Annotated in this window: 23 protein-coding genes; 8 read left to right on the top strand and 15 right to left on the bottom strand. The window is 42.2% G+C overall.

All coding sequences use genetic code 11. The features are described 5' to 3' along the window. Positions 1 to 27 precede the first annotated feature (27 nt). The 3 genes from ACTG7L_RS03485 (at position 28) to pgi (ending at position 4296) form a co-directional block, all read left to right on the top strand. Positions 28 to 1422 carry a replicative DNA helicase gene (locus tag ACTG7L_RS03485; protein WP_439327420.1) on the top strand — a complete coding sequence of 465 codons (1395 nt, stop codon included), beginning with the start codon at positions 28 to 30 and terminating at the stop codon, positions 1420 to 1422. A gap of 9 nt (positions 1423 to 1431) precedes the next feature. Beyond that, on the top strand, positions 1432 to 2508 hold the full coding sequence (alr, locus tag ACTG7L_RS03480; RefSeq protein ID WP_439327419.1) for an alanine racemase: 1077 nt from the start codon (positions 1432 to 1434) through the stop codon (positions 2506 to 2508). 138 nt (positions 2509 to 2646) lie between these two features. Then, positions 2647 to 4296, top strand: a complete 1650-nt coding sequence (gene pgi, locus ACTG7L_RS03475) for a glucose-6-phosphate isomerase (protein ID WP_439327418.1) — start codon at positions 2647 to 2649, stop codon at positions 4294 to 4296. A gap of 158 nt (positions 4297 to 4454) precedes the next feature. On the opposite strand, the gene ACTG7L_RS03470 is transcribed toward pgi, so the two are convergent. From ACTG7L_RS03470 to ACTG7L_RS03450, 5 genes are read right to left on the bottom strand one after another with little or no spacing between them, the layout of a single operon-like run. Then, on the bottom strand, positions 4455 to 5261 hold the full coding sequence (locus tag ACTG7L_RS03470; RefSeq protein ID WP_439327417.1) for a peptide ABC transporter ATP-binding protein: 807 nt from the start codon (positions 5259 to 5261) through the stop codon (positions 4455 to 4457). A gap of 28 nt (positions 5262 to 5289) precedes the next feature. After that, entirely contained in the window at positions 5290 to 6351 is a 1062-nt protein-coding gene (locus ACTG7L_RS03465; protein ID WP_439327416.1) for a peptide ABC transporter ATP-binding protein, read from the bottom strand. Between the two features lie 8 nt (positions 6352 to 6359). Beyond that, a complete protein-coding gene (locus tag ACTG7L_RS03460; protein WP_439327415.1) occupies positions 6360 to 7247 on the bottom strand; it encodes an ABC transporter permease subunit in 888 nt (295 codons plus the stop codon). Beyond that, complete coding sequence (locus ACTG7L_RS03455; RefSeq protein ID WP_439327414.1) at positions 7237 to 8208, bottom strand: ABC transporter permease; 972 nt, start codon at positions 8206 to 8208, stop codon at positions 7237 to 7239. Before ACTG7L_RS03455 ends, ACTG7L_RS03460 begins: the two co-directional genes overlap by 11 nt. Continuing rightward, on the bottom strand, positions 8205 to 9911 hold the full coding sequence (locus ACTG7L_RS03450) for an ABC transporter substrate-binding protein (RefSeq protein ID WP_439327413.1): 1707 nt from the start codon (positions 9909 to 9911) through the stop codon (positions 8205 to 8207). Before ACTG7L_RS03450 ends, ACTG7L_RS03455 begins: the two co-directional genes overlap by 4 nt. Before the next feature lie 65 nt (positions 9912 to 9976). On the opposite strand from ACTG7L_RS03450, the gene ACTG7L_RS03445 reads away from it, so the two are divergent. The 3 genes from ACTG7L_RS03445 (at position 9977) to ACTG7L_RS03435 (ending at position 13535) form a co-directional block, all read left to right on the top strand. Next, on the top strand, positions 9977 to 11386 hold the full coding sequence (locus tag ACTG7L_RS03445) for a YcjX family protein (RefSeq protein WP_439327412.1): 1410 nt from the start codon (positions 9977 to 9979) through the stop codon (positions 11384 to 11386). 8 nt (positions 11387 to 11394) lie between these two features. Next, positions 11395 to 12486, top strand: coding sequence for a TIGR01620 family protein (locus ACTG7L_RS03440; RefSeq protein ID WP_439327411.1), 1092 nt, complete (start codon positions 11395 to 11397; stop codon positions 12484 to 12486). 77 nt (positions 12487 to 12563) lie between these two features. Further along, positions 12564 to 13535 carry a sigma 54-interacting transcriptional regulator gene (locus ACTG7L_RS03435; RefSeq protein ID WP_439327410.1) on the top strand — a complete coding sequence of 324 codons (972 nt, stop codon included), beginning with the start codon at positions 12564 to 12566 and terminating at the stop codon, positions 13533 to 13535. On the opposite strand, the gene hflX is transcribed toward ACTG7L_RS03435, so the two are convergent. The 7 genes from hflX to ACTG7L_RS03400 all read right to left on the bottom strand — a co-directional run bounded on the left by hflX (position 13536) and on the right by ACTG7L_RS03400 (position 20536). Next, positions 13536 to 14852 (bottom strand): ribosome rescue GTPase HflX, encoded by a 1317-nt coding sequence (gene hflX / locus ACTG7L_RS03430; protein WP_439327510.1) that lies wholly within the window; start codon positions 14850 to 14852, stop codon positions 13536 to 13538. 47 nt (positions 14853 to 14899) lie between these two features. Continuing rightward, positions 14900 to 15172: an RNA chaperone Hfq gene (hfq, locus tag ACTG7L_RS03425; RefSeq protein WP_439241053.1), complete on the bottom strand. Its 273-nt coding sequence runs from the start codon at positions 15170 to 15172 to the stop codon at positions 14900 to 14902. A gap of 59 nt (positions 15173 to 15231) precedes the next feature. Further along, entirely contained in the window at positions 15232 to 16173 is a 942-nt protein-coding gene (miaA, locus tag ACTG7L_RS03420) for a tRNA (adenosine(37)-N6)-dimethylallyltransferase MiaA (protein ID WP_439327409.1), read from the bottom strand. 16 nt (positions 16174 to 16189) lie between these two features. Then, positions 16190 to 18022 (bottom strand): DNA mismatch repair endonuclease MutL, encoded by a 1833-nt coding sequence (gene mutL, locus ACTG7L_RS03415; RefSeq protein WP_439327408.1) that lies wholly within the window; start codon positions 18020 to 18022, stop codon positions 16190 to 16192. Positions 18023 to 18036: 14 nt separating this feature from the next. After that, positions 18037 to 19476, bottom strand: coding sequence for an N-acetylmuramoyl-L-alanine amidase (locus ACTG7L_RS03410; protein ID WP_439287492.1), 1440 nt, complete (start codon positions 19474 to 19476; stop codon positions 18037 to 18039). Then, positions 19473 to 19967: a tRNA (adenosine(37)-N6)-threonylcarbamoyltransferase complex ATPase subunit type 1 TsaE gene (gene tsaE / locus ACTG7L_RS03405; RefSeq protein WP_439287491.1), complete on the bottom strand. Its 495-nt coding sequence runs from the start codon at positions 19965 to 19967 to the stop codon at positions 19473 to 19475. Before tsaE ends, ACTG7L_RS03410 begins: the two co-directional genes overlap by 4 nt. Positions 19968 to 20077: 110 nt before the next feature. Next, positions 20078 to 20536, bottom strand: coding sequence for a LexA family protein (locus tag ACTG7L_RS03400; RefSeq protein ID WP_439287490.1), 459 nt, complete (start codon positions 20534 to 20536; stop codon positions 20078 to 20080). A gap of 250 nt (positions 20537 to 20786) precedes the next feature. Between ACTG7L_RS03400 and sstT the strand changes: the two genes are divergently transcribed. Together sstT and ACTG7L_RS03390 are read left to right on the top strand one after the other, a co-directional pair. After that, positions 20787 to 22013 carry a serine/threonine transporter SstT gene (gene sstT / locus ACTG7L_RS03395; protein ID WP_439287489.1) on the top strand — a complete coding sequence of 409 codons (1227 nt, stop codon included), beginning with the start codon at positions 20787 to 20789 and terminating at the stop codon, positions 22011 to 22013. 156 nt (positions 22014 to 22169) lie between these two features. Then, positions 22170 to 22781, top strand: coding sequence for a ComEA family DNA-binding protein (locus ACTG7L_RS03390; protein WP_439287488.1), 612 nt, complete (start codon positions 22170 to 22172; stop codon positions 22779 to 22781). A gap of 88 nt (positions 22782 to 22869) precedes the next feature. Here ACTG7L_RS03390 and ACTG7L_RS03385 read toward each other — a convergent pair whose 3' ends face one another. The 3 genes from ACTG7L_RS03385 to ACTG7L_RS03375 form a co-directional block, all read right to left on the bottom strand. Then, positions 22870 to 23787 (bottom strand): DUF3298 domain-containing protein, encoded by a 918-nt coding sequence (locus ACTG7L_RS03385; RefSeq protein WP_439287487.1) that lies wholly within the window; start codon positions 23785 to 23787, stop codon positions 22870 to 22872. A gap of 64 nt (positions 23788 to 23851) precedes the next feature. Beyond that, positions 23852 to 25582, bottom strand: a complete 1731-nt coding sequence (gene argS, locus ACTG7L_RS03380; protein ID WP_439287486.1) for an arginine--tRNA ligase — start codon at positions 25580 to 25582, stop codon at positions 23852 to 23854. 103 nt (positions 25583 to 25685) lie between these two features. Further along, complete coding sequence (locus ACTG7L_RS03375) at positions 25686 to 26954, bottom strand: AmpG family muropeptide MFS transporter (protein ID WP_439287485.1); 1269 nt, start codon at positions 26952 to 26954, stop codon at positions 25686 to 25688. Positions 26955 to 26968 lie beyond the last annotated feature (14 nt).

Genomic DNA, 26968 nt, shown 5'->3' with positions numbered 1-26968 from the left:
ATATTTTGTTATGCAGAGATAGATTTTATGGCTAAAAAACCGACGTCCACACGAGAGCAAACGCTAGAGCAAGCCAATATTCCGCCGCATTCTATTGAGGCGGAACAGGCGGTGTTAGGGGCGGTGATGTTGAATAATCAGCATTGGGAAAATGTGATTGAACGTGTGGTAGCGGATGATTTTTATACGGCAGCACATCGTTTTATTTTCCGTGAAATGGACATGTTGGCTCGTCAGAATTCACCGATTGATTTGATTACCTTAGATAAATCCTTGAAAGATCGAGGGGTAATTGACGAAGTCGGTGGGTTTGCTTATTTAGCAGAATTATCTAAAAATACGCCAAGTGCAGCGAATATTAATGCTTATGCGGAGATCGTGCGAGAAAAAGCAGTGTTGCGTGAGTTGATTGGGGTGGGGAATAATATTGCTCAGATGGCCTATCAACCAAAAGGCAAAGATGTCAAAGATATTCTCGATCAAGCCGAGCGAGAAGTGTTTCAAATTGCGGAAAAACGCACCTCTGAGAAAGAAGGACCAGAAAATGTGTTGTCGATTTTGGGGCGTACCATTGATCGCATTGAAATGTTGAGAAATATGGAAAACAATGGGTTAACGGGCGTATCGACAGGGTTTATTGATTTAGATCACATCACATCAGGTTTACAGAAGTCAGATTTGATCATTGTGGCGGCGCGTCCCTCCATGGGAAAAACGACTTTTGCCATGAATATTTGTGAGAAAGTCGCATTAGCAAATGAAAAACCCGTGTTAGTGTTCAGCTTGGAAATGCCAGCAGAAAGTATTATGATGCGTTCTTTGGCGTCTTTATCAAGGGTGAGTTTGAAGTCGATTATGACAGGTAAAATTAATTCTGATGATGATTGGGCGAGTCTGTCGTCCGCAATGGGACTTTTAACCCAAACACCCAATATGTTTATTGATGATTCCTCTGGGTTGACGCCGACAGAATTGCGTTCCCGTGCTAGACGAATATATCGTGAGAATGGCGGATTGAGCCTGATTATGGTGGATTATTTACAATTAATGCGTGCCCCCGGTTTTGACAATAACCGTACTTTGGAGATTGCTGAAATTTCTCGTTCTTTGAAAGCGCTTGCTAAAGAATTAGAAGTGCCAGTAATGGCCTTGGCGCAGCTTAACCGAACCTTGGAAAATCGTCCGAATAAACGGCCTGTGAATTCAGATTTACGTGAATCAGGATCTATTGAGCAAGATGCGGATTTAATTATGTTTATTTATCGTGATGAAGTTTATAATCCAACGGAAGAAAACAAGAATAAAGCCGAGATTGTGATTGGTAAGCACCGTAATGGCCCAATCGGGCGTGTTCCGTTGATATTCCAAGGGGATTTTTCACGCTTTGATAATGCCGCACATAAACTTGATGATGAAGATTAAGAAGAAAAAATGAAACCAGCCACCGTAAAAATTAGTTCAGTTGCACTGAAACATAACATTCAAAAAATTAAACAAAAAGCACCGCACAGTAAGTTAATTGCCGTGGTGAAAGCCAATGCCTATGGGCATGGGGTTGAATTTGTCGCTCGAGCCGTAGAAGACAGTGTCGATGGTTTTGGCGTCGCACGTTTAGAAGAAGCCTTAACCTTACGTTCTAATGGGATTATTAAACCGATTTTATTATTAGAAGGCTTTTTTTCCGCTACCGATTTGCCGATTATTGCGGTGAATAATATTCAAACCGTCGTGCATAATCAGCAACAATTAAGTGCATTACAACAAGCGGATTTGCCTAATCCGATTAAGGTCTGGTTAAAAATTGATACTGGTATGCACCGTTTGGGCGTGCATTTAGACGAAGTGGATTATTTCTACCATGAATTGCAACAATGTCAAAATGTGCAACCGCAAATCGGTTTTGTCAGCCATTTTAGCTGTGCGGACGAATTAGAAAGCGGTTATACCGAGTTACAATTACAACGTTTTTTACAAGCCACCGAGCATAAACAAGGTGAACGCACCATTGCTGCATCAGGCGGTATTTTATTTTGGCCACAATCCCATTTAGATTGGATCCGCCCAGGGATTATTATGTATGGCGTGTCGCCAACCAATACACCGGCCGATATTTACGGCTTAAAACCGGTGATGACCTTAACCTCCTCCTTGATTGCCGTGCGAACGCATCAAGCCGGTGAACCAGTGGGTTATGGGGGCATTTGGGTGAGTGAAAAAGACACCAAAATTGGTGTGGTGGCGATTGGTTATGGTGATGGTTATCCACGCAATATTCCCGTAGGTACACCGGTATTTATTAACGGTCGCCGAGTGCCAATTGTGGGACGTGTTTCCATGGATATGGTGACGGTAGATCTGGGAGCAGATTGTCAAGATCAAGTGGGTGATGAAGTCATTTTATGGGGCAACGAATTACCTATTGAAGAAATTGCCAGCATGTCGGGGATATTGAGTTATGAATTAATGACTAAATTGACACCACGAGTATTAACAGAATATGTCGATTAATCAGAATATTACCCCCTCTCCCTTTGGGAGAGGGCAGGGGTGAGGGTAATATAATATTAAAATGGTTTAAACCCTCACCCTAACCCTCTCCCAGAGGGAGAGGGAACGAATTATTAATCATTAAAAAAGGAAATTACAATGAAAAACATCAATCCAACCTCTACCGCTGCGTGGAAAGCCTTAGAGCAACATAAAGCAACTTTTGCTAAAACCACGATTCAACAACTTTTCGCACAAGAACCAAACCGCTTTGCAGATTATTCATTAACCTTTAATGATGAAATCTTAGTGGATTATTCTAAAAACAATATTAATCAAGATACCCTGAAATTATTACGTCAATTAGCGGAAGAATGTTCCCTTTCTACTGCGATTGAAGCGATGTTTACAGGCGAAAAAATTAACCGTACCGAAAATCGTGCCGTATTACACACCGCACTTCGTAACCGTTCTAACACCCCTGTTTTGGTCGATGGCAAAGATGTTATGCCTGAAGTCAATGAAGTCCTTGCTAAAATGAAAGGTTTTTGCCAACGTGTGATTTCAGGCGAATGGAAAGGTTACACTGGCAAAGCTATTACAGATGTGGTGAATATCGGGATCGGCGGTTCAGATCTTGGTCCTTATATGGTCACGGAAGCGTTACGCCCCTATAAAAATCATTTAACCATGCACTTTGTGTCTAACGTAGACGGCACGCATATTGCGGAGACCTTGAAAAAAGTGAACCCCGAAACCACACTTTTCTTAATCGCCTCTAAAACATTCACGACGCAAGAAACCATGACCAATGCAGGATCGGCTCGTGACTGGTTCTTAGCACAAGCGAAAGATGAAAGCCAAGTGGCAAAACATTTCGCTGCACTTTCTACCAACGCCACTGAAGTGGCGAAATTTGGTATTGACACTGACAATATGTTTGGTTTCTGGGATTGGGTAGGCGGCCGTTATTCTTTATGGTCAGCGATCGGGTTATCTATTGCGTTGTCCATTGGTTTTGAAAATTTTGAAGCCTTATTATCGGGTGCTCATGAAATGGATAAACATTTCCGCACCGCACCGATTGAGCAAAATATTCCTGCCACATTAGCCTTAGTCGGCTTGTGGAACACCAGTTTCTTAGGGGCTCAAACAGAAGCGATTTTACCTTACGACCAATATTTACACCGTTTTGCGGCGTATTTCCAACAAGGTAATATGGAATCCAATGGTAAATATGTGGGACGTGATGGCAAAGTGATCACCAATTACCAAACTGGCCCAATTATTTGGGGCGAACCCGGTACCAATGGTCAACATGCGTTCTATCAATTAATTCATCAAGGCACCAGTTTAATTCCTTGTGATTTTATTGCTCCGGCTAAAACCCATAATCCATTAGCGGATCATCACGAGAAATTACTCTCTAACTTCTTTGCTCAAACGGAAGCTCTTGCGTTTGGTAAAACCCAACAAGAAGTCGAAGCAGAATTTGTCAAAGCCGGTAAGAATTTGGATGATGTGAAAGACATTGTGCCATTTAAAGTATTTACAGGTAACAAACCCACCAACTCAATTTTAGTACAAAAAATTACCCCATTCACATTGGGTGCATTGATTGCCATGTATGAGCATAAAATCTTTGTACAAGGTGTGATTTTCAATATCTTTAGTTTCGACCAATGGGGCGTGGAATTGGGTAAACAGCTTGCTAACCGTATTTTACCTGAATTAAAAGATGGCGAAAAAGTGGCGAGTCATGATAGCTCAACCAATGGGTTGATTAATCAGTTTAAGGCGTGGCGCTAAACATTTTTTGAAATAATTTATGAGGTCTTTCTCTCAATTTAGGGAAAGACCTTTTTATTGTGCGGTTGTCAGAATTCACATGCCCCTTGAGGGGCATGTGAAGTAATAGGCCCTTATAGGGTAGCCGAAAAAACGCACGTTTTACGTGCGGATTGTTATTACCCCCAATCCCTTTCCCACGCCCGATCATCCAATTCTTGTTCAAAATGGCTTTCCACTAGCCGTTTAGTAATATCGCTTTTCGGATGGCTAAACACATTTCGGGTGTCGCCATATTCCACCACCATGCCCTTATCTAGCACGAGCACTTGATCCGCAATATGTTTGACAAAACCAAGGTGTTGGCTTACATAAATATAGGATACGCCACGGCGTTCTTGCACGTTTAGCATCAAATTGGTCAGTTGTGTTTTGACGGAGGCATCTAGGGTGCCAATGGTATCATCTGCAATAATGATTTGCGGTTCTAAAATAAGGGCTTGTGCTAGGGCAATACGTTGTTTTTGACTGGCGGAAAGTGTCTTGATTTTGACATTGGTATGGTCTGGATAAAGACCCACTAAACGCAAGGTTTCAAAGATTTTCTCATTGCGTTGTGATTCATCTAGTTCGGTGCCAAGGCGTAATGGTGTGTCCAGAATTTGCCCAATATTTAAACGAGGATTAAAGGCAAAATTGGGATCTTGCATCAGCATGCGAATACGTTTTGAACGATACTGATAATCCCCGAATGTCACGGGTTTTCCCTCTAATAAAATACAACCTGACGTGGGGCGTGTAATGCCGACAATCATTTTCGCTAAGGTCGATTTCCCCGAGCCATTATTACCGATAATCGCCAAGGTTTTTTTATGTTCAAGGCTAAAACTCACGTCTTGCACGGCATGAAAGGTATCGGGGCCAAATAACCCTTGGTGTTCTTTAAAGGTTTTGGATAAATCGTTAACTTCTAAAAGTGCGGTCATTTTTTCTTCCATTTTTCGGGCAAACCCATTACTCGGTCTGTTGTTGTGCAGTATTGTCAATGTTTAACACTAACGGGCTAGCCGTTTCTTTGATGGCGCCATTTTCCCGTAAGTTGAGCGGGTGGTGACAAGCAAATTCATGTTGTCGAACACGGCGTAGAGGCGGTTTATTGACACAGTCTTTTTGTGCAAATGGACAACGGGGGCCTAAGCGACAACCCATCGGCATGTGTTCCAATAATGGTACGCTGCCTCGCAAGGTACTTAAACGGCTTTTGAGTGGTAAAGGTTGACTGAAATCTGGCGTGGCATGCAACAACGCTGCTGTATAAGGGTGAAATGGGGTCTCTAGTACGCTTTCTTTCGGCCCCATTTCGGTGTTTTGGCCACAATAAAGTACGCTAAAACTGTCACACCATTCACTGATTTCGGCAATGTCGTTACTGGCCAGTAAAATGGTCATGCCGTTATTTTTATTCATGCTAGACAGCAAGCGAAAGATTTGTAATTGCGTAGTGGGTTCCAGTGAATTGGTCGGTTCATCGGCAATCAGTAAGCGAGGTTGATTCGCCACCGCAATGGCAATCATCACTTTTTGTCCCTCTCCCTCAGTGATTTCTTTCGGGTAGCTGTTCATGATGTCTTTGTGTTCTTTGATCCCGACACGATGTAACAATTCAATGGCACGGCGTTTTTTCCAACCGAACCATTTCCACCAACGGCCTTTAAACGTCCAAGAGGGAATATTTTGAATAATTTGTTTACCAATTTTACGGCTCGGATCAAGATAGGTGAGCGGTTGTTGATAAATCATGGAAATGGCTTTGCCCACCAGTTTACGTCGTTGATAAGGGCGTAATTTCAGCAATTCCACATCGTCAAAACGAAAGCGATCGGCGCTGATGATCCAGTCTTCTTTTACCGCATTACAAATCACTTTGGCAATGAGGCTTTTGCCTGATCCTGTTTCGCCCACCAGTCCGCAAATTTCACCCTCATTTAGGGTTAAATTGACATTATCTACCAATTTAATGCGCCCTTGTGGGGTGGGAATTTCAATGCAAAGATTACGAATATCTAATAATGCCATGTTGACTCCTATTCATAATATTTGTTGATGGTTTTACATAAGCCGTTACCAAATACGACCACCACGAGCAAGGATAAAATAATGGCAATACCCGGTAGAATCACCGTCCAAGGGGCGAGATAAACCAATTCTAAGCTATCTCGAATCATTGCCCCCCATTCTGGTGTTGGGCGTTGTGCACCGAGGGCAATAAAACTTAATGCACTGATTTCCATCAGGGTGACTGAAAAAGAACGAATGACTTCTTGAATATAGCGTACGCTGATATTCGGTAAAATGGTTTCTTTCAGCAACACCAAATTAGATACGCCCTCTAAACGGAGGACCAAAACATATTCTTTTTTCAATTCTTGTCGGATTGCTTGATAAATTTCATGGATAAAGTGCGGTAATAATGCGAGGAAAATCGCCAACATCGCATTGGGGAGGCTCGGTTCCATTAATGTGGCAATCACGATACTGATTAACAAAATCGGAATGGATAAAAACGCATCTAGAAAATGCCCTAACATACGTGATTTTAACCCTTTCGACATACCAGCCAGAATACCTAAAATGCCGCCCAGTAGCGAAGCAAAAAATACCACAATCACGCTGCCACCAAAGGTGTAAGTGACACCATAAATCAAGCGACTAAAGACATCTCGTCCAAGATCGTCTGTGCCTAAAAAGTAAATCACTTTACCGGTATTGTTCCAAGAGGGCGGCGTTAATTCTTCGCCAACAAATTGCATATCGCTACTATAAGGCGCCAGCCAAGGGGAAAAAATCGCAATAAATAATAAACCTAGAGTGGCATAAAAACTAAATAGCGCAATACGATTTTTGCGGAACAATAACCAAATTTGGTTTAACGTATCACTTTCACGAAATTCGTAGGGTTCTTTATCGAGCATTATTCAGCCATCCTTTTTTGCCAAAGGGATCGAGTATAAATAAACTCAATTCCGCCATAATATTTACGATTATGATAAATAAACCAATAATTATCACGCCCACCGCAATACTATTATAGTCCTGTTGTTCCATGGACAAAATTAACCAACGCCCAATACCAGGCCATGCGAAAGTGGTTTCAATTAACATGGACAAGGCCAAAGTAAAGGTGATTAAGCGGGGAATTTCTGGGATCAACACAGGGAGCGTGTTACGAAAGATGTAACGGCGCAAAATGGTAAAATTTGACCAACCACGGGTCATGGAAAATTTGACGTAATTTTGCGACAAAATCCATTCGGTGCGTTGTTGGATTAGCTTGGTGATTTCCATGGTCGGTGAAATGGCCAACACTAACGTTGGTAACGCCAGATGTTGGAATACATTTTGAATCACTTTGATGCGATAAGGCACATCTAAAAACCATACATCAATCACACTAAACCCCGTGATCTTTGGGATTTCATACAACACATTGTATTGCCCTACGGCGGCAATTTCCCACTGATAAACAGCGCCTAAATACAGTAAAATTGGTGCAATCCAGAACACGGGCACCGACACACCGAAAGAAGACAAGGCGCTGATGGTTTTACCGTAAATCCGATTTTTGTTAAAGGCACCAATAATCCCCCAAGGCACACCAAATAAAAAGGCCAGAAAAATGGCGGCAAAACACAGTTCCAAGGTGGGTGGAAATACGGTAAAAATTACCGAATTGAGAGAATCGCCGCCGTTATAGGTTATACCTAAATCGCCGGCTAATAAATTGCTCACATAGTCGATATAACCCGAAAAAAAGTGCGGTCTAGAAAAAGCAAGATTGGACGGCTCACGCATAAAAATCGTGTAGCTTACCAAAGAAAGTAACAGTAAGTTAATAAAGGTCAGAAAAATCCGCCGACAAAACGCATAAATCATTTTTTCCGTCCTTTCATGGATAATTTACCAAAATGAATATTCCCAAAAGGGGTGATTTCAACACCTTGCACATTGGTATTGGAAATCAACAAACGCTTGATATTGGCAATAGGAAAAATCGGCAACTCGGTTAAAATTTCTTGTTGTGCCAAAGCATAATCTGCGTTACGTAATTCCGTATTGTTACTCATTAAGGCTAAATCTAACAGGTTATCAAATTTGTGTGAACACCAGTTAGAAAGATTGGTGATTTCGTTGGTGGTGTTGCAGGTTAACAACGGGCGTAAAAAACTATCAGGATCAAGGCTACTAGACAGCCAACCGCTGACGATCAGATCATAATCTTCGGTTTTATTATATAGGTTACGCATTAAAAAGTTGCGAGAAACCGACCGCAGTTTGACGCTCACGCCCACTTTGGCTAAATCGGATTTGATCATTTCGGCCATTTTTATTGGTGAGGGATTATACACTTGTTCTTGATCGATCACCCACATTTCTAATTTCAGTTTTTTATCTTGTAATAAGGCTTTAGCTTGTTGTGGATCGTAAGGATAATCTTGATAACGACGGTTATCATGCCCCGCCCAAGAGGCGGGGGGGATAATGCGATTGGCGATCGTTGCTGTGTCATAATAAATATGTTGGATAATACGCTCACGATTAATGGCTTGCGCAATGGCACGGCGAACATTGACATCTTGCATGGCTGGACGCAAAAAATTAAAGGCCAAATAGGCTAAATTCATGCCGTCGGTCATGGTCATTTGAAAACGCTCGCCACGTTGTTTTAACAAGCCCAGTTGGCTTGGATCGGGATAATTCGCAATTTGACATTCATCATTGAAAAATTTGGCCAAACGCCCCATTCTATCGGTCGACAGATCAATGACAATATGCGGAATTGAGGCTTTTTTGCCCCAGTAATGAGGGTTGCGCTGTAAGCGAATATATTGGCTACGGAAATAATCTTTCAGTTGATAAGCGCCCGTTCCCACCGGTAATTCATCTAACTGGCTAAGGTTATCCTTGGCATTCAGTTGTAAGACATATTCCTGTGATAAAATCACCGCATATTGACTGGCCAAATGAGATAACACTGACGCATCGGGCGCAAACAGTTCAATTTGCACCGTATAAGGATCGATGGCGGTAACTTGTTTGATTTTTTGGTTGAGTTTGATACTTTCAAAATAAGGAAAGCGGGATTTTTTGGCTAACTCGTGATAAATCTGATATTGTTGATTGACTTTTTGATTGCTATCAGCGGCAAATTCTGGCAAAGCGGTATCATGCCCTAACACCCTATTTAACGAAAAAACCACGTCATCTGCATTGAGTGTACGAGTTGGGGTAAACCAAGGTGTATGGTGAAATTGCACGCCTTTACGTAAATGAATAGTAATGATTTTGCCATTGGGTGACACTGTATAGGACTGTGCCAGTGAGGGCTGAATGGCAGCGCTATTGTGAGTGGGTTCAAATAATTTATTATAGATTTGCTCCGTGACCACATTCATACTGGTGCCAGCGTCTGCGGTTTGTGGATTAAATGAAAATCCACTGGCATTGGTGCAGTAAATTAAGCCATTATTTGTTATAATTTGTGGCACTTTCGGGGCAGCCAATGCCATCGTCGTGGCGCTGAGTAGGCATAGCCACAAGAAAAAACGGCATGGACGAAAAGCAAATGTGTTAAGCATAATGTCAGTTATTTGTGATAAATTAGCTTAATTTTATAGGATTTAGGCCGAGATTAAAAATAAAAATGTTCAATAGTTTACAAAAAGAAGTGAATCAATTTATTGACCGTGGTTTAGACCGCAGTTTACGTCTGGCAGTGACGGGACTGAGCCGTAGCGGAAAAACTGCTTTTATTACCAGTTTAATCAATCAGTTATTACATATTAACCGTGCCGATAATAGCCATTTACCGCTGTTTGATGCTGCTCGCAATCATCGTATTTTAGGCGTAAAACGTATTGCACAACAGGATTTGAGTGTACCACGTTTTGACTATGAGCGAAATTTGGCCGAACTTATGCAAAATCCACCGCACTTTCCGCAGTCTACCCGTGGCGTGAGTGAAACCCGTTTGGCGATTCGTTATGAACGCCAAAGCGGATTGATGCGTTATTTAAAAGAAACAGGCACATTGTATCTGGATATTTTTGATTACCCCGGTGAATGGTTGCTCGATTTACCGTTGTTGGAACTGGATTATCAACAATGGTCACAAGGTTTATCGGCGTTATTTTCGCCCCACCGTCAGGCGTTGGCGCAAAATTGGTTAAACAAAGTCGCAACATTGGATTTAACCGCAGTGGCGAATGAAGATGTATTGGCCGAGATCGCACAGGATTACACCGATTATTTACAGGCCTGTAAGGCGCAAGGGTTGCATTTTATTCAACCGGGGCGATTTGTGTTACCGGCAGAATTAGAGGGGGCGCCAGCGTTGCAATTTTTCCCGCTGTTACAGCTCACAGATGAACAATGGAAACAGTTAAAAAATACTGCCAGTTCAAACAGTTATTTTTCCGTGCTAGAAAAACGTTATGAATATTATCGTAATAAAATTGTGAAAAAGTTCTATCAGGATTATTTTGCGCATTTTGATCGTCAAGTGATTTTAGCCGATTGCTTGACACCGCTCAATCATAGTCGCCAAGCCTTTGAGGATATGCAAGAGGGCTTAACCCAATTATTTCACAATTTTCATTATGGTAAACGTCATTTGTTAAGCCGATTATTTTCCCCTCGCATTGACAAATTAATGTTTATTGCGACCAAAGCCGATCACATTACTACGGATCAGTTGCCGAATTTAATGAGTTTAATGCGTCACTTGGTGCAAAAAGGCGGGAGCTATGTGGAATTTGAGGGCATTGAAACCGAATACAGTGCGATTGCTGCCATTCGGGCCACCCAACAGGTGAACGTTACGCAAAATGGACAGAAATTCAAAGCCATTCAAGGCGTGCGTTCCAGTGATTTACAACGGGTAACGCTGTTCCCCGGTTCAGTGCCAATGAATATTCCCAACGAGGCTTTTTGGCAACAGAATAAATTTGAGTTTGATCAGTTTGAGCCACAACGGCTAGAACAAGGCGAAATCATACCGCACTTGCGTATGGATACCGTATTACAATTTTTACTCGGTGATAAGTTAGATTAGGACAAGATATGAACGATAAAATGATTTTTGATGAAACCCAAGCAACGGAAAATGACAATGTTTTTCAAGCGAAACAAGAGTTTAGCGAAACCGAGGCGGACATTGAACTGGACAATTCACCTTTAGAGGGGGAATTATTAGAGGAACAATTTGAACAGGCCATTGGGGCAACATCCAACTGGTGGGTGAGAGGATTGATGATCGCCTTTGGATTATTATTCGTGGCTACGGTGGCACAATCTATTCAATGGTTAGTGGATACGTGGCAGCAACATCAATGGATTTATTTTGTCTTTGCTTTGGTGAGTTTTTTTGTGGTGATATTGGGCATCACGGCCGTTGGGCGGGAATTGCTACGCTTGCGCCATTTACGCCAACACCTCTTAATGCAACAACAAAGTACGCATTGGCAAGCGAATACGACATTGAATACGATGCAAAGTGCGGTGCAATTTGAGTCAGATTTTTCTCATGAACAAGCCCAATCCTTTTGCTTAAAGGTGGCGGAGGCAATGCAGATCGATCCACAACAACCGAGCATTGTGCAATGGCAAAAACAAATTTCCGAAAGTCATAACGCACAAGAAGTGGGCTTTTTATTTAGTCAAACCGTGATGCAACCCTTTGATAAAAAAGCCAAACAACTGATTACGAAAAACGCCTTAGAAAGTGCGGTAGTGATTGCTATCAGTCCCTTGGCCGTGGTGGATACCTTTTTTATGGCGTGGCGCAATATTCGCTTAATCAATCAAATTGCCCGCTTATATGGTATTGAACTGGGCTATTTCAGCCGTTTGCGTTTGATGAAATTAGTGTTGATGAACATGGCGTTAACTGGTGCCTCTGAACTGATTCAAGAAGTGGGCATGGATTGGCTGTCACAAGATATGTTGGCGAAATTGTCTGCTCGAGTGGGGCAAGGCATCGGTGCGGGATTATTGACCGCACGCTTAGGCATTAAAACCATGGAATTTTGCCGCCCGTTAGCGTTCCAAAAAGGCGAAAAACCTCGTTTGAGCCATATTCATAAGGAAGTGTTAAGCCATTTAAAATCCACGGTCTTGATGTCAAGCAAGTTGAAACAAACGGAAAAATTGTAAAGATTAATTGACGATTTGCCTTTTTTGGTTTACATTTTAATCATCTAACGCTATAAAAACGTAGAGAGAATGAAAAAATGACCGAAAATGCACCGCAGTTCATGCCCACTTTTACTGACATCGTGGCTGAAAGCGACAGTATGCAAGCCTTGTTGGCGACCGCTAAAAAGTTTGCCGCACTGAATGCACCGTTGTTAATTCAAGGTGAAACAGGCACGGGTAAGGATTTATTGGCCAAAGCCTGTCACCAAGCAAGTGAACGGCGAGGCAAGAAATTTATTGCGGTGAATTGTGCTGGTCTGCCGAGTGAAGATGCGGAAAGCGAGATGTTTGGTCAAGCCAAAGGTGATAAAACCAGTATCGGCTTTTTTGAATATGCCGAGGGTGGCACCGTGTTATTGGATGGCGTGGCGGAATTATCTTTGCCACTACAAGCAAAATTATTGCGTTTTTTAACCGATGGTACGTTCCGACGAGTAGGCGAAGAACAAGAACATTATGCCGATGTGCGAGTGATGTGTACAGCGCAACAGCCTTTGCACTATGCGGTGCAACAGGGAAAAGTGCGTGATGACTTATTTCATCGTCTGAATGTACTCGTGTTAGATGTCCCCCCTTTACGCAAACGTCAGCAAGATATTCCAGCGTTAACGGCATTATTTATCCAACAAATTAGCCAAAAACTGGCAATTTCTCCACCGCAGTTTAGCCCAGAATTGATAACTTATTTACAGCATTATACTTGGTCGGGCAATGTACGAGAATTGTACAATGCCTTGTATCGGGCTTGTTCCTTAGCTGAACATCAAACGCTTGATATTCAAGCCCTGAATTTATCTGAACAAGCCATGCCATCCTTAGAACATAATGCCTTGTCTATTGAACAATTTGGCTCACAAACACTAGATCAAATGATGGCGGATTTTGAATGTCAGGTGTTAACAGCATTTTACAAAAAATACCCGAGCACTCGAAAATTGGCACAACGTTTAGGTGTATCTCATACGGCTATTGCGAATAAGTTGAAAGCCTATGGTATTGGGAAATAATTAAGGGTTAAAGACGGTTAATGCTTTAAATTTTTTTACCAACTTTAGCCATTCTACTTGATCGATTCGCAGTTGTAATTGATAGTCACCAAGGTCGCTCATTTTTTCTTGGCGAACGCAATCAAGCTGATAAAAGGCGTGGCGAATTTTGCCATCTTGGGGAGAGAGCTGGATGTTTAAGTTGAGAATGGTATTGCTTAAGCGCTGACGAATCGCCTCTCGCAATAAATCTATCCCTTTGCCTAATTGTGCCGACAGATAGACCGCAACAGGTTGATTTTCATCATTATATTCAATATGAGCTTGCACATTGTCGAGTTGATCGATTTTATTATACACCAACAAAGTCGGCACCTTATCGGCCTGAATTTCTTGTAACACGTCATCCACGGCCTGAATATTTTCCCTTTGACGCTGATCCGCCGCATCGACTACATGCAATAATAAACTGGCCTCAGTGGTTTCCTGCAATGTGGATTTAAAGGCAGAGACTAAATCATGAGGCAGTTCACGAATAAAGCCCACGGTATCTGCCACAATGGTGGTGCCGAGATCTTGAATGCTCAAACGGCGTAGGGTTGGATCTAGGGTGGCGAACAGTTGATCTGCCGCATACACATCAGCTTGGGTGAGCTGATTAAATAGGGTGGATTTGCCAGCATTGGTATAGCCCACGAGGGAGATCGTGGGAATGGCGGCCTTTTGTCGAGTTTGGCGATTTTGCTGGCGCTGTTTGCTCACTTTTTCTAAGCGATTTTGTAGCTGTGCCATACGTACTTTAATTAAACGGCGATCGGTTTCCAGTTGGGTTTCCCCTGGGCCTCGTAAGCCAACGGCGCCTTTTTGTTGATCTAAGCCAGTTTTTCTTCGCACTAATCGGGTGGCCAGATGTTTTAGTTGGGCCAGTTCAACTTGTAATTTTCCCTCGTGGGAACGTGCTCGTTGCGCAAAAATATCTAAAATTAGCCCCGTGCGGTCCACCACACGGCATTGGCATAGGGTTTCTAAATTTCGAGTCTGGGCAGGGGTGAGCTGATGATTGACTAAAATTACATCCGCTTGATGACATTCCACGGCTTGTGCAATTTCTTCCGCTTTGCCTTGACCAACAAAATATTTGGCTTGTGGTGTTGAGCGAGCGGTGGTGAGTACTTGGGCAATGTCCACTTGTGCAGACTTGGCTAATAATTGAAATTCATTCAAATCATCCAGATTTTTATCTTGTGAGAAAAAAACGTGAACAACAATAGCACGGTCTAATTGGCGCAAGTCAGAGACTGCGGTAGAAATTGATGAATTTTCTACCGCACTTTTCAGGTTATCAGCACAATATTGTGTCTGAATGGGATCGAAATAAGTCAATCTTATTCTGTGACAGTTTCGACTTCAGCGGATTGTTGTGTATGTTGCTGTCCGTTATTATTATGATGTGATACTGAACGAGCAGGTACAACCGTTGAAATCGCATGTTTGTACACCATTTGATTAACAGTATTTTTCAGCAAAATCACAAATTGGTCGAATGATTCGATTTGGCCTTGTAATTTGATGCCGTTGACTAAGTAAATAGAAACTGGAATACGCTCACGACGGAGTGCATTCAAATAAGGATCTTGTAATGATTGTCCTTTTGCCATGTTGTTTTCCTTCTTATTGTTATTATGCGTTAGCCGTGTCGGTTAACTGTTTCACTATATCAATTTTGCATAGCAAGATCAAAGGCTTGTTGCACCTTTTTTAAATTTTGTTCATTTTGTAAGCTATCTAGCCATTGAATCGGGCTTTTCCAACCTCGTAACCACGTAATTTGACGCTTGGCAAGCTGTCGGGTGGCGCAAATTCCTCGATAGATAGCCTCCTCTAAATCATAATCACCTTGTAAATGTTCCCACATTTGACGATAGCCCACACAGCGCATAGCGGGCAAATTAATATGTAAATCAGGGCGTGCGTAGAGTTTTTCCACTTCCGCTTGAAAGCCTTGTGCGATCATGTTTTGGAAACGTAAAGCGATCCGTTGATGTAAAATCGTACGCTCTTCTGGGGCGATGGCAAATTGCAAAAGCTGATAGGGCAGTGTCTCGCCTTTTTGTGCGGTGAGTTCGGTCAGTGATTTGCCCGTTAAATAAAATACCTCTAATGCCCGATTAATGCGTTGGCTGTCATTGGGGTTAATACGTTGTGCAGAAACAGGATCTACCAGTGCCAACTCTTGATGTAACGCCACCCAACCTATTTTTTCGGCTTTCGTTTCAATCTCAGCTCGCAAGATTTCATCGGCATTGGGCAAAGGAGAAAGCCCCTCTAATAAGGCTTTGTAATATAACATGGTGCCACCGACCAACAAGGGAATTTTGCCTTTGGCGGTAATCTCTGCCATTTCTCGCAACGCATCGGTTCGAAAATTCATGGCGGAATAGCTTTCTGCGGGATCCAAAATATCAATTAGACGGTGTGGCGCTTGTGCTAATTCTTCGGCGCTAGGTTTGGCGGTGCCAATGTCCATGCCTTGATAAATCAAGGCACTGTCTACGCTGATAATTTCCACGGGAAGTGACTGATACAGTTTAATGGCTAAATCGGTTTTTCCCGAGGCGGTAGGCCCCATCAGAAAAATGGCAAGAGGTTGAGTTGACATAGCGGTGAGGTTTTCCTTAATCAAGATACGGGGAAAAATCCACGTTAATCAATAATGATGATAATTGCGGTGCGGCTTGCTTGTGCTGTTCTACTTCTTGCAATACATTCACCGCACTGGCCAATGTTGTGATGGGCGAGGATTCCACCAAGTCTATGAGTGCGGTGCGAAAATCGTCCATTTTGGCTAAAGGTAAATTAAGCAAAGACAGCACGATTTTTTGTAAATTTTGTTGGCGTAAACAGACGGGGACTTGATTGAGCGTAAGGCGTTGTTGTGCCACATTTTCCACAAATTCAAAGCCAACTTCTGCAAAATAAGCCTGTTGTTGTTGCCAACGATCACGTTGTGACGGGGCTAAACGAAAGACCACGGGAATTAATAATGGCTGTTTCGGGGCATGGTTCGTCAGGGCTAACTTCAGCGCTAACTTTTGTAAAGCGGCTAATGGCAACAAATAGAACGTCTCATACTGTTGTAATAATAACGCACGATTTTCGACGAGTGCTAAAGCACGCAACATTGTGGTTTGGGCTAACTGTGGCGCAGTATTGACCTCGACAGACATGCTTGGTGTCGTATTGCTAGAGGGGGCCACTGTCGGTGTTGTTTTAATCAGCTCCGCATATAAGTGTTGCTCTGTTTGGGTCGGACGGTTAGCGTCAACCGATGAGGTAAAGTGCGGTGGAAAATGTGCTGATTTTGCCGCTGTATTTGAACTGGAATGGCGAGAAAAAATATTTTCTCCTGCCGCTTGGCGATTCGGTTTTATGCTGACATGATACTCAGCTTGTGGTTCTTGCACTTGCCCATGATTGGCGTCAACTGGTTCAGCTTGTAAGTCTAACTGATCGGCCGATAATAGGGCATTGCTTACACCCTGAAAAATAAAATCATGAATTAAACGAGCCTGTTGAAAACGGACCTCATGTTTAGTCGGGTGAACATTCACATCCACTTCATTGGGATTGAGATCCAAAAATAACACAAAAGCAGGGTATTGTTCCGTGCCTAAATAGTCCGCATAGGCCTGACGAATGGCATGAGTAATAACTTTATCTTTCACCATACGCCCATTGATATAACAATAACTTAAATCATTTTGGGTACGAGTAAATTGGGGGGGCGCCACCCATCCTGATAAATGCAGATCATCGTGTTTCCAATTGATATGCAAGGCGTGCTGTACAAAATCTTCGCCACAAATGGCGGCCACACGTTTTAAAATCTGTGATTTTTCCACCGCACTTTTATATTGACGCATTATTTTGCCATTGTGCGTGAGTGTAAAGGCAATCTGTGATTTGGCTAAAGCAATACGACGAATCACTTCATCAATATGGGCGAATTCCGTTTTATCCGCCCGTAAGAATTTACGTCTGGCGGGGGTATTGAAAAATAAATTAGCCACTTCAACCGTTGTGCCCACTGGGTGAGAGGCGGGCGTGATGGTGCTTTGTTGATCTCGCCCTTGCACATACACTTGCCAAGCCTCATTTTGTTCTGCGGTGCGAGAGGTAAGGGTTAAACGTGAAACCGAGCTAATACTCGCCAACGCCTCGCCGCGAAAGCCAAGGCTTAAAATGGCTTCCAAATCTTCTAAGCACGTGATTTTACTGGTGGCATGGCGAGCTAAGGCCAACGCTAGTTCTTGTTTGGCAATCCCTATGCCATTATCCCGAATACGAATTAACGTGGCGCCGCCGTGTTCAATATCAATTTGAATACGATTGGCGCCTGCATCAAGGCTATTTTCAACCAATTCTTTCACCACCGAGGCAGGCCGTTCCACTACTTCGCCCGCAGCGATTTGGTTAGCCAGTTGAGGGGGGAGAATTTGAATCGTCATCTTGATCAATCCCCTTATTCTCGAATTTGGATTTTCTGGCCAACAACCACTTTACCATTTTTCAATTTCGGATTTAATTTCAAGATCTTATCTGCCGATATCCCATATAAACGTGAGACCGCATAAATGGTTTGATCTTTCTCAATGGTGTGATATTTCGGGATTGCCTGACTTTTTTCTTTTTTATGCTCCACTTGATTGGCCGTTGTTTTTTGCTCTGTTTTTGGCGTTGTTTTTACCGTCGTTTTGGCAGTCGCCGAGGCGGTTTCTTTGGTCTGGGTTTTGCCCGTATTTTCCTTGTTTTTAGTGTTTTTCTTCTGGCTTTCTTTCGCATTTTCCCCATGACTATTTTTATCGACCGTTTTTTTACTGTCAACTTTCTCGCTAGAACTTGTGGTGGTTTTGCTACTCGCCGGGATTTTGAGGGTTTCACCAATCCACAATTCTTTACGTTTGAGGTGATTTAATGTCACAATGTCGTCCGATTTCACCGCATATTTTTGCGCCAATCCACCGAGCGTTTCTCCTGATTTTACCTTATGTCGAACCCCACTATCTGATATTTCATTGGAGGCATTTTTCTTGTTATCTTTATCCTCTTTATGGGTTGTTTTATCCGAGTTTTTACTGTCTTTTTTCTCACTGGTTTGATTTTTTTCTTTAGCACTTTCTTTATAAGCTACCGTGGTATTCACGTCTAATCCGCCATTTTTACGGCGATAATCCACTAAGCCCTGATAAATAATATAGGCAATGCGACGACGATAAGAAGGCGTACTTAATTTAGCCTCTTCTTCGGTATTTGACAGAAAACCAGTCTCCACCAAGACGGAGGGAATATCTGGCGAACGCAACACGCCGAGGCTCGCATGTTGAGGGCGGCTGCGGCTCAATGTGGTGATGCGTGAAAAATGTTGTAAAATGGTATTACCCAACTCATAGCCCACACGTTGGCTATGACCAAATTGTAAATCAAGAACAGTTTGATTCAGATAGACTTCCTTGCTATGGGATAACACTTTGCCAGCGCCGCCCAGTAATTCCGATTGTTTTTCGTGATCTTCCAACCATTGCCCCATTTCATCATTGGCACGACGATTAGACAGTACCCACACGGAGGCGCCACGCATACTGCTTTTTACAGAGGAATCGGCATGAATGGAAATTAAATAATTCGCTTTGTTGCGACGGGCAATTTCGGAACGAGAGGGCACGGTAATATAATAGTCGCCATTACGGGTTAATACGCCACGGAAATTCGGATCTTTATCCAATAACGCTTTGAGTTCACGAGCGATAGAGAGGGTGACATTTTTTTCATAAATATGTAAATTACGCCCAATGGCACCGGGGTCTTTTCCGCCATGGCCAGGATCAATCGCAATCGTCCACACCTCCGCCAAGCTGACAGAGGAAAAAAGTGCGGTTAAAATTAACAATAAAATACGTTTCATAGGGTTATTGGATGTTGTTGTAATTGTGTGATGATTTCGGCACCAAGAGTACTATTGGCGCTTAATTCAATACGTCGTGTGTCGTTATCGTAGTCGATATTCACGAATAAATCTGCGCTATTTAACACGCCCTCGCCTTTTTCAGCCCATTCAATCAAGCAAATCGCTTGTGCGGAAAAATAATCACGAATGCCCATAAATTCTAATTCTTCGGGATCGTTTAAGCGATACAAATCAAAATGATAAATGTCTCGCTCGGCCACATGATAGGTTTCCACTAACGTGTAAGTAGGGCTTTTTACATTGCCTTGATAGCCTAAACCTTGAATCATACCACGGCTTAATGTGGTTTTTCCGGCCCCCAGTTCACCATTTAAATAAATGACCACGCCATGTTCATGGGTGAACGGATAAATAAGGTTCACTAATTGGGCGCCAAAGCGACAAGTAGCTTGTTCATCAGCAAGTGGTTGGCTATAACTTATATTCATGTGTAGGCGTTTGATATATGACGAAAATTGCGAAAATTATACCGCACTTTACACATTTTAGCAGTAAAAATATACTTTTTATTGGCTGACTTATGAGGTGGAGCGGCGAGTTACGCCGCAAATTTCATGCTATTTTTACGTGGTTTCATTTGATGAATCGTATTGGTCACTGTGCCAACAATAGGCAGACTATCCCAATGTTGGGTTTTAATATGCTGTGCTTTTGAACTCAAGGGAAAGAAAATAAATTCACCATTATTGTGGCTTACAAACTCATAGACTTCCATTTGTTGATCCACATCAATCACAATCAGATCACCCAAAGATAAGCTATCATTTTTTTCTACCACGAGCATATCATCTTGTTCAATGCCCCAAGCTAACATATCGGGATTGGTGACCCGAATAAAACAAGTTTGTTGTGGCCGTTTGATACAATATAAATTGAGATCGAGCTTACGACTGTAATTTTTCGTCATAGACTGGCGATCCTCAAAATAGGGAATCGGGTGGTAAGAAAAATCATTGGCGATTCGACTATTGGTATCATGGTAGTGAGCGTTATTCATAATAATGACCCTGTAAATAAAGTAACTTGTTTTCTTGAACAGGTGTATGTTACTGTATTTGAAAACAGTTAGTCAAGTGAAATTTAGATTTTTTTTAAAATTTTTAATTTTTTTTGTAAAAATATCGTAATTTATTTTTTTACTATTTCTTTTAATTTAAATTTCAGCTATCTTTGAAGCGCTTATTGGATCGTAAGATCTGTGTGATTAACCGCAAGCAAACGCTTGCCTCATTTTGTGGATTGAAATTATGGAGAGTTCACGTTTATTTTCATTTTTATTCCAAGGAAGTTTAGTTAAACGCATTTCTATTGGTTTAGTTCTCGGTATTTTACTGGCTTTGGTTGCGCCTGAATGGGCCGCTAAATTTGGTGTGTTAGGGACGATTTTTGTTAAAGCATTACGTGCTGTTGCCCCGATTCTTGTGTTCGTGTTAGTGGTCTCAGCCATTGCCACTCGAGATGTGGGCGCAAAAACCAATATGAAATCTATTGTTTGGCTTTATATTTTGGGGACTTTCTTAGCTGCATTCACTGCTGTGATAGTGAGCTTTGTATTCCCTGTGACCATTCCGTTGCAAGCCGCTGAGCAATCCTTAACTCCTCCAGGATCGATTAGCGAAGTCTTGATGACAGTAATCTTAAATATTTTTGATAACCCAATCAAAGCCATTGCAGATGCTAATTTTATCGGTATTCTTGCTTGGGCGATTGCTTTGGGCTTAGTGTTACGCCATGCGGCAGAAAGCACAAAAAATGTGTTTAATGATATTTCCGAAGCGGTGTCTAAAATTGTTCATTTAGTGATTAGTTTGGCACCATTTGGGGTATTTGGTTTAGTGGCGGATACCTTAGCAGATAAAGGATTAGGCGCATTAGCTAATTATGCTTATTTATTAGCTGTGCTATTAGGTTCCATGTTCTTTGTGGCGTTCGTGATGAACCCAATTATTGTATACTGGAAGATCCGCCGCAATCCTTATCCATTAGTTTGGGAATGTATCCGTGTGAGTGGGGTGACCGCATTCTTTACACGCAGTTCAGCAGCCAATATTCCAGTGAACATGGAGTTAGCTAAACGCTTAAACTTAAATGAAGAAACCTATTCGGTATCCATTCCGTTAGGAGCCACCATTAACATGGGCGGTGCAGCCATTACGATTACCATTTTAACTTTAGCTGCCGTGAATACCTTGGGTATTCAAGTATCGATTCCGTCAGCCATTTTGTTAAGCCTAGTGTCTGCGATCTGTGCTTGTGGTGCATCGGGTGTGGCAGGCGGTTCATTATTGCTGATTCCATTAGCTTGTAGCTTATTTGGTATTTCTGCTGATGTAGCCGTGCAAGTGATTGCTGTTGGTTTCGTCATTGGGGTGCTACAAGATTCCACAGAAACCGCATTAAACTCCTCCACTGATGTACTCTTTACCGCAGCGGTTTGTCTGGCGGAAGAGCAGAAAGGAAATCAAGAGGCTTAATTGATATTGATAGCCTACATGAAAAAGCGATCCTGTGAGGTCGCTTTTTTATTGCCATAAAAATAAAATTGATCAGCAAGGAACTTATTACCTATTTAAGACTCTTAGCATACGAGTATGATCACTCTATATATTTTATTATCACAAGGAATTTACATGAAAGCATTTGCCTCTATTTTAACATTAGGGTTTGGTTTAGCCATTTCTTCCACCTCATTTGCGAGCAGCGTGACGAATACGGTGTTATCCACCGCAAAAGACAATGCAAAATCGGCTGTGACAGAGAAAGTCACATCTAGCACCAGTTCTGCCACCAATGCGGTGAGTTCAGCGAAAACAGCGGTTAGCGATAAAATTAACGCAGTAAAAACTTCTGCCACCAGTACGTCGACCAGTTCGGTAACGGATAAAGTTACCTCAGCCAAAACAGCGGTAACAGATAAAGCGACTTCAGCCAAAACAGCCGTAACAGACAAAGCGACTTCGGCAAAAACAGCCGTAACGGATAAAGCGACTTCAGCCAAAACAGCGGTAACTGATAAAGTCACGTCAGCAAAAAGTGCGGTATCTTCAAGCGCTAAAGTGAATATTAATACGGCGGATGCCAGTACCTTACAATCACTCAGCGGCATTGGTGAAACCAAAGCAAAAGCCATTATTGAATATCGCAATAAAGTGGGTAAATTTACCTCAGCCTCTGATTTATCCAATGTATCAGGCTTAGGCAGCACCACTATTGAGAAAATCACCCCATATTTAAGTTTCTAACTTTTGGCTTACGCAATAAAAAAACCGAGTGAAAACTCGGTTTTTTGTTGCCAAAAATTGGCGAAAAATGACCGCACTTTACGTGCCGTTAATACCACAAATATGCTTTATTAATCAGATTTTCTACTTGGTTCCAATACAGGGTCAAGGTTATCTCCCCCTCGGCATAATAACCAATCGCATAAGGCGGATAAACAAAATTTATACCCTCAGCGGTGAAATAAAATGCCTCTGAAACGGTGACATCTTTTTGGCTCGCATAGAGTTCGCCATTAGAACGTTCTTGACGATAGGTTTTGTAGGCCTCCCAAAGCAAATCTTGCACTTGCTGTTGATTGGCTTTGGGAATCAAATCATCCAGTTTAATTTTGGCTTTTTTGTTGATGTCTACATTAATGTAATCTGTCCAACCATTGCCATGAGCGCCGCCAGTAAATGTGTACATACTATGGGAAAAGGTGACTACATTTTGACGTTGACCTAAATAGAAAACGGAGTCGGAAAGCTCGTTGCCAAAAGTATTAAATTCCTTGGCCTCTGCCAATCCCTCTTGATAATACACCTCATAGAGTTTGAGTAAACGATCTTTTGGTGTTGGGAGTGCTTTAAGTTCAGCCAATAAATTTTTATCTTCAGTGGTGGAGATATCGCCAATCAGTTCGTTGTAAAGCAAATCATCTAGCCACGTTATTCCTGTTTCAACGCTCGATAAATGATAATCCACGTAACTTTGACTTACACCAAAATCATCTTCTTTGATGCTATCAGGATCACGGTTAAATTCTTGTCTTTTCTCAAACAAGGTGACAGGTTTTACTTGTAACGCAGGGACTTCCGTGCGCTTTTCTTGTGCGACTTTTAATTCTGCTTGCGATTTTTCCAACTGTGCATTTAGCTGACTAATCGTTTGCTCGGCGGTTTGTAATTTGGCTTGCGTATCTTTGTCATCACAAGCAGAAAGTACCAAAGTGGAGGCTATCAATAAAGCAAGGAGCGATTTTTTCATACCATTTTCCTTTTGTTATCTGAACATCCCCTCTCCCCATGGGAGAGGGCTAGGGTGAGGGGCGTTACATTTTCTCAACCGTTTTAATCCCAAGTAAATCTAAACCTTGTTTTAAAATACGTTCGGTTAATTGAGCTAATTTTAGTCGGCTTAATTTTACATTTTGCTCGGCATTTAGAATCGGGCAATGTTCATAGAAACTCGAGAACACGCCAGCCAATTCATATAAATACGCACAAAGCACATGCGGTGTACCGTCTTTCACCACGGTTTGCACGGCTTCTTCAAATTGCAATAATTTTATTGCCAATGCCCGTTCTTTCTCTTCATTTAACACAATAGAGGCTTGTGAAAGTGCGGTGGAATCCACATCTGTTTTATTGAAAATCGAACGAATACGTGTATAAGCATATTGCATATAAGGTGCCGTGTTGCCCTCAAAGCTCAACATATTATCCCAATCAAAAACGTAGTCCGTGGTGCGGTTTTTAGACAAATCCGCATATTTCACCGAACCAATGGCCACCGCCTCAATCACCTCGGCTTTTTCTTGCTCAGAAAGTGCAGTGGATTTTTCATTAATTAATTTGCCAGCACGTTCCACAGCCTCGTCTAACAAATCCGCTAATTTCACCGTGCCACCGGAACGCGTTTTAAATGGCTTACCGTCTTTACCTAACATCATGCCAAAATTCTGGTGTTCAAGGCTAAAGCTGTCTGGCACATAACCCGCTTTGCGAGTAATCAACCAAGCCTGTTGCATATGTTGACTTTGGCGAGTGTCGGAGAATACTAACGCACGGTCGGCGTGCAAGGTTTCATAACGATATTTGGCTGCTGCAATGTCCGTGGTGGTGTATAAAAATCCGCCGTCTTTTTTCTGCACAATTACGCCCATTGGGTCGCCGTCTTTGTTTTTAAATTCGTCCAAATACACCACTAAGGCACCGTCATCTTCCACGGCTAATCCTTTTGCTTTCAAATCAGCGACAATTTCAGGCAACATTGGATTATATAAACTTTCGCCCATCACATCTTTTTCAGTGAGACTCACATTTAACCGATTATAATTAAGTTGATTCTGTGACATGGTCATATCAACTAATTTTTTCCACATGGTTAAGCAATATTGATCGCCCCCTTGCAATTTCACCACATATTGACGGGCTTTTTCAGCAAAGACTTCATCGGCGTCATAATGTTCTTTGGCAGCACGATAAAAGGCCTCTAAGTCGCTTAAGTCCATTTCGCTAGCATGTTCATTTTCCATTTTTTCAAGGTAAGCAATCAACATACCAAACTGCGTTCCCCAGTCGCCCACATGGTTAGCACGGATCACCTTATGTCCCATAAATTCCAAGGCACGGACAACGGCATCACCGATAATCGTAGAACGCAAATGCCCCACGTGCATTTCTTTGGCAACATTCGGAGAGGAGTAATCTGCCACCACGGTCTGCGGTTTATCCGTTTTTATGCCAAAATTCACCGCACTTAACGCCTGTTCGGCGTTGTCGGCTAACCAGTTTTTATCTAAGAAAATATTAATAAAACCGGGCCCCGCAATTTCTAATTTTTCCACTATCCCATTTAATTCAACCGCATCCACTACTTTTTGTGCAAATTCACGAGGATTTAAGCCTAATTTTTTGGCTGCACCCATAATGCCGTTGGCTTGATAATCACCAAATTGAGGTTTACCCGATTGACGTACTGCTGGCTCGACATTGTTTTCTGCCCCAGCCTTAATCATGGCTTGTTGAATTTTTTCCGATAAAAGAGTTTGAATATTCACGTTTTATACCTATAAATAAATGATACTTGTTAATGGGTTATGATACCGTTGTTTGTTGGTTTAGAAAAGGAAATTTGCACAATCAAAGGGTAATTTGCTGTTTCTATTTGGTGGTTTTCCACGGTGCAATCCAAATCAAACACAACATTCCTGGGATCGCCAACCAAAAACAAAGCCAAAAATAATCATAATAACCCAACCGATCAATTAACGCACCGGCTTGTGTATTGATCGTGGCACGTGGCAAGGCGGATAAACTGGTAAATAAGGCGAGTTGCGTCGCCGTATAAAGTGGATTGGTTTCCCTTGCCATAAAGGCCACAAAGGCGGCGGTGCCTAAGCCGACGCCGATATATTCAGCGGCAATCACTAGGCTTAAAGCAAATAATTCATAGCTGCCGATTTGATCAAACGGCCCTTGTTTAGCCAACCATGCAAAGCCTAAAATGGTGAGAATTTGCACCACACCAAATAACCATAAGGCTTTATTAATGCCAATTTTCAGCATGATCACACCACCCACAATACTGGCAATCACCATAGGCCAAAGGGAGGCATTTTTGGCCACAATCCCGATTTGACTGTTGCTAAAGCCCATATCTAAATAGAATGGGGAAATCAACGCCGTTGCCATGCTGTCGCCGAGTTTATACAGGAAAATAAAGGCGAGAATGGCTAAGGCTGACCAAAGTCCTTTGCGACCAAAAAATTCTTTAAATGGCTCAATCACATTATCCCGTAAAGTGCGGTGTGAATTAAGCAAGATTTTAGGTTCACGGCTGATAAATAAGGTCATAAAAATCCCCGGCAACATAAAAAGTGCGGTGATAATAAACACGGTTTGCCAATCAAAATAATCTGATAAAATCAATGAGAGAGAACCCGGCACTAAACCTGCAATGCGATACGCATTAACATGAATAGAGTTGCCCAAGCCCAATTCTTCGTCCGATAAAATTTCTCGCCGATAGGCATCCAACACCACATCTTGATTTGCCGAAAAAAACGCACAAAGGGTGGCCAGTCCTGCGATTAGGGTTAAGCCTTGATTGCTTTGAGGGGAGATAAATCCAAATAACGCCATGGAGAGTAATAACAGAAGTTGCGAAACCAAAATCCAACCACGGCGGCGACCGAGAAAAGGGAGCGTGTAGCGATCAAGCAACGGCGACCACAAAAATTTCCATGTAAAAGGGAGCGTAACGGCGGTGAAATACCCGAGCGTTTTTAAATCCACCTGTTCAGAACGTAGCCAAATAGGCAACAGGGAAATCAAAATATAAAAGGGCAACCCAGAGCTGAATCCAGTAAAAATACAGATCAGCATATTACGGCTGAAAATTTGGGAGAGAACGGTCGGTTTATTTGGCATAGTCAATTGATTAT

The organism is Lonepinella sp. BR2357, from assembly GCF_051851525.1.
Taxonomy (GTDB): domain Bacteria; phylum Pseudomonadota; class Gammaproteobacteria; order Enterobacterales; family Pasteurellaceae; genus Lonepinella.
The sequence above is the reverse complement of the archived record's forward strand: the minus strand, read 5'-3'. Positions and strand labels throughout refer to the sequence as shown.

What these genes read in the sequence shown, in the direction of transcription:
- ACTG7L_RS03485 (WP_439327420.1), top strand. Translation starts at nt 28, where the DNA reads ATGGCTAAAAAACCGACGTCCACACGAGAGCAAACGCTAGAGCAAGCC.
- alr (WP_439327419.1), top strand. Translation starts at nt 1,432, where the DNA reads ATGAAACCAGCCACCGTAAAAATTAGTTCAGTTGCACTGAAACATAAC.
- pgi (WP_439327418.1), top strand. Translation starts at nt 2,647, where the DNA reads ATGAAAAACATCAATCCAACCTCTACCGCTGCGTGGAAAGCCTTAGAG.
- ACTG7L_RS03470 (WP_439327417.1), bottom strand. Translation starts at nt 5,261, where the DNA reads ATGACCGCACTTTTAGAAGTTAACGATTTATCCAAAACCTTTAAAGAA.
- ACTG7L_RS03465 (WP_439327416.1), bottom strand. Translation starts at nt 6,351, where the DNA reads ATGGCATTATTAGATATTCGTAATCTTTGCATTGAAATTCCCACCCCA.
- ACTG7L_RS03460 (WP_439327415.1), bottom strand. Translation starts at nt 7,247, where the DNA reads ATGCTCGATAAAGAACCCTACGAATTTCGTGAAAGTGATACGTTAAAC.
- ACTG7L_RS03455 (WP_439327414.1), bottom strand. Translation starts at nt 8,208, where the DNA reads ATGATTTATGCGTTTTGTCGGCGGATTTTTCTGACCTTTATTAACTTA.
- ACTG7L_RS03450 (WP_439327413.1), bottom strand. Translation starts at nt 9,911, where the DNA reads ATGCTTAACACATTTGCTTTTCGTCCATGCCGTTTTTTCTTGTGGCTA.
- ACTG7L_RS03445 (WP_439327412.1), top strand. Translation starts at nt 9,977, where the DNA reads ATGTTCAATAGTTTACAAAAAGAAGTGAATCAATTTATTGACCGTGGT.
- ACTG7L_RS03440 (WP_439327411.1), top strand. Translation starts at nt 11,395, where the DNA reads ATGAACGATAAAATGATTTTTGATGAAACCCAAGCAACGGAAAATGAC.
- ACTG7L_RS03435 (WP_439327410.1), top strand. Translation starts at nt 12,564, where the DNA reads ATGACCGAAAATGCACCGCAGTTCATGCCCACTTTTACTGACATCGTG.
- hfq (WP_439241053.1), bottom strand. Translation starts at nt 15,172, where the DNA reads ATGGCAAAAGGACAATCATTACAAGATCCTTATTTGAATGCACTCCGT.
- miaA (WP_439327409.1), bottom strand. Translation starts at nt 16,173, where the DNA reads ATGTCAACTCAACCTCTTGCCATTTTTCTGATGGGGCCTACCGCCTCG.
- mutL (WP_439327408.1), bottom strand. Translation starts at nt 18,022, where the DNA reads ATGACGATTCAAATTCTCCCCCCTCAACTGGCTAACCAAATCGCTGCG.
- ACTG7L_RS03410 (WP_439287492.1), bottom strand. Translation starts at nt 19,476, where the DNA reads ATGAAACGTATTTTATTGTTAATTTTAACCGCACTTTTTTCCTCTGTC.
- tsaE (WP_439287491.1), bottom strand. Translation starts at nt 19,967, where the DNA reads ATGAATATAAGTTATAGCCAACCACTTGCTGATGAACAAGCTACTTGT.
- ACTG7L_RS03400 (WP_439287490.1), bottom strand. Translation starts at nt 20,536, where the DNA reads ATGAATAACGCTCACTACCATGATACCAATAGTCGAATCGCCAATGAT.
- sstT (WP_439287489.1), top strand. Translation starts at nt 20,787, where the DNA reads ATGGAGAGTTCACGTTTATTTTCATTTTTATTCCAAGGAAGTTTAGTT.
- ACTG7L_RS03390 (WP_439287488.1), top strand. Translation starts at nt 22,170, where the DNA reads ATGAAAGCATTTGCCTCTATTTTAACATTAGGGTTTGGTTTAGCCATT.
- ACTG7L_RS03385 (WP_439287487.1), bottom strand. Translation starts at nt 23,787, where the DNA reads ATGAAAAAATCGCTCCTTGCTTTATTGATAGCCTCCACTTTGGTACTT.
- ACTG7L_RS03375 (WP_439287485.1), bottom strand. Translation starts at nt 26,954, where the DNA reads ATGCCAAATAAACCGACCGTTCTCTCCCAAATTTTCAGCCGTAATATG.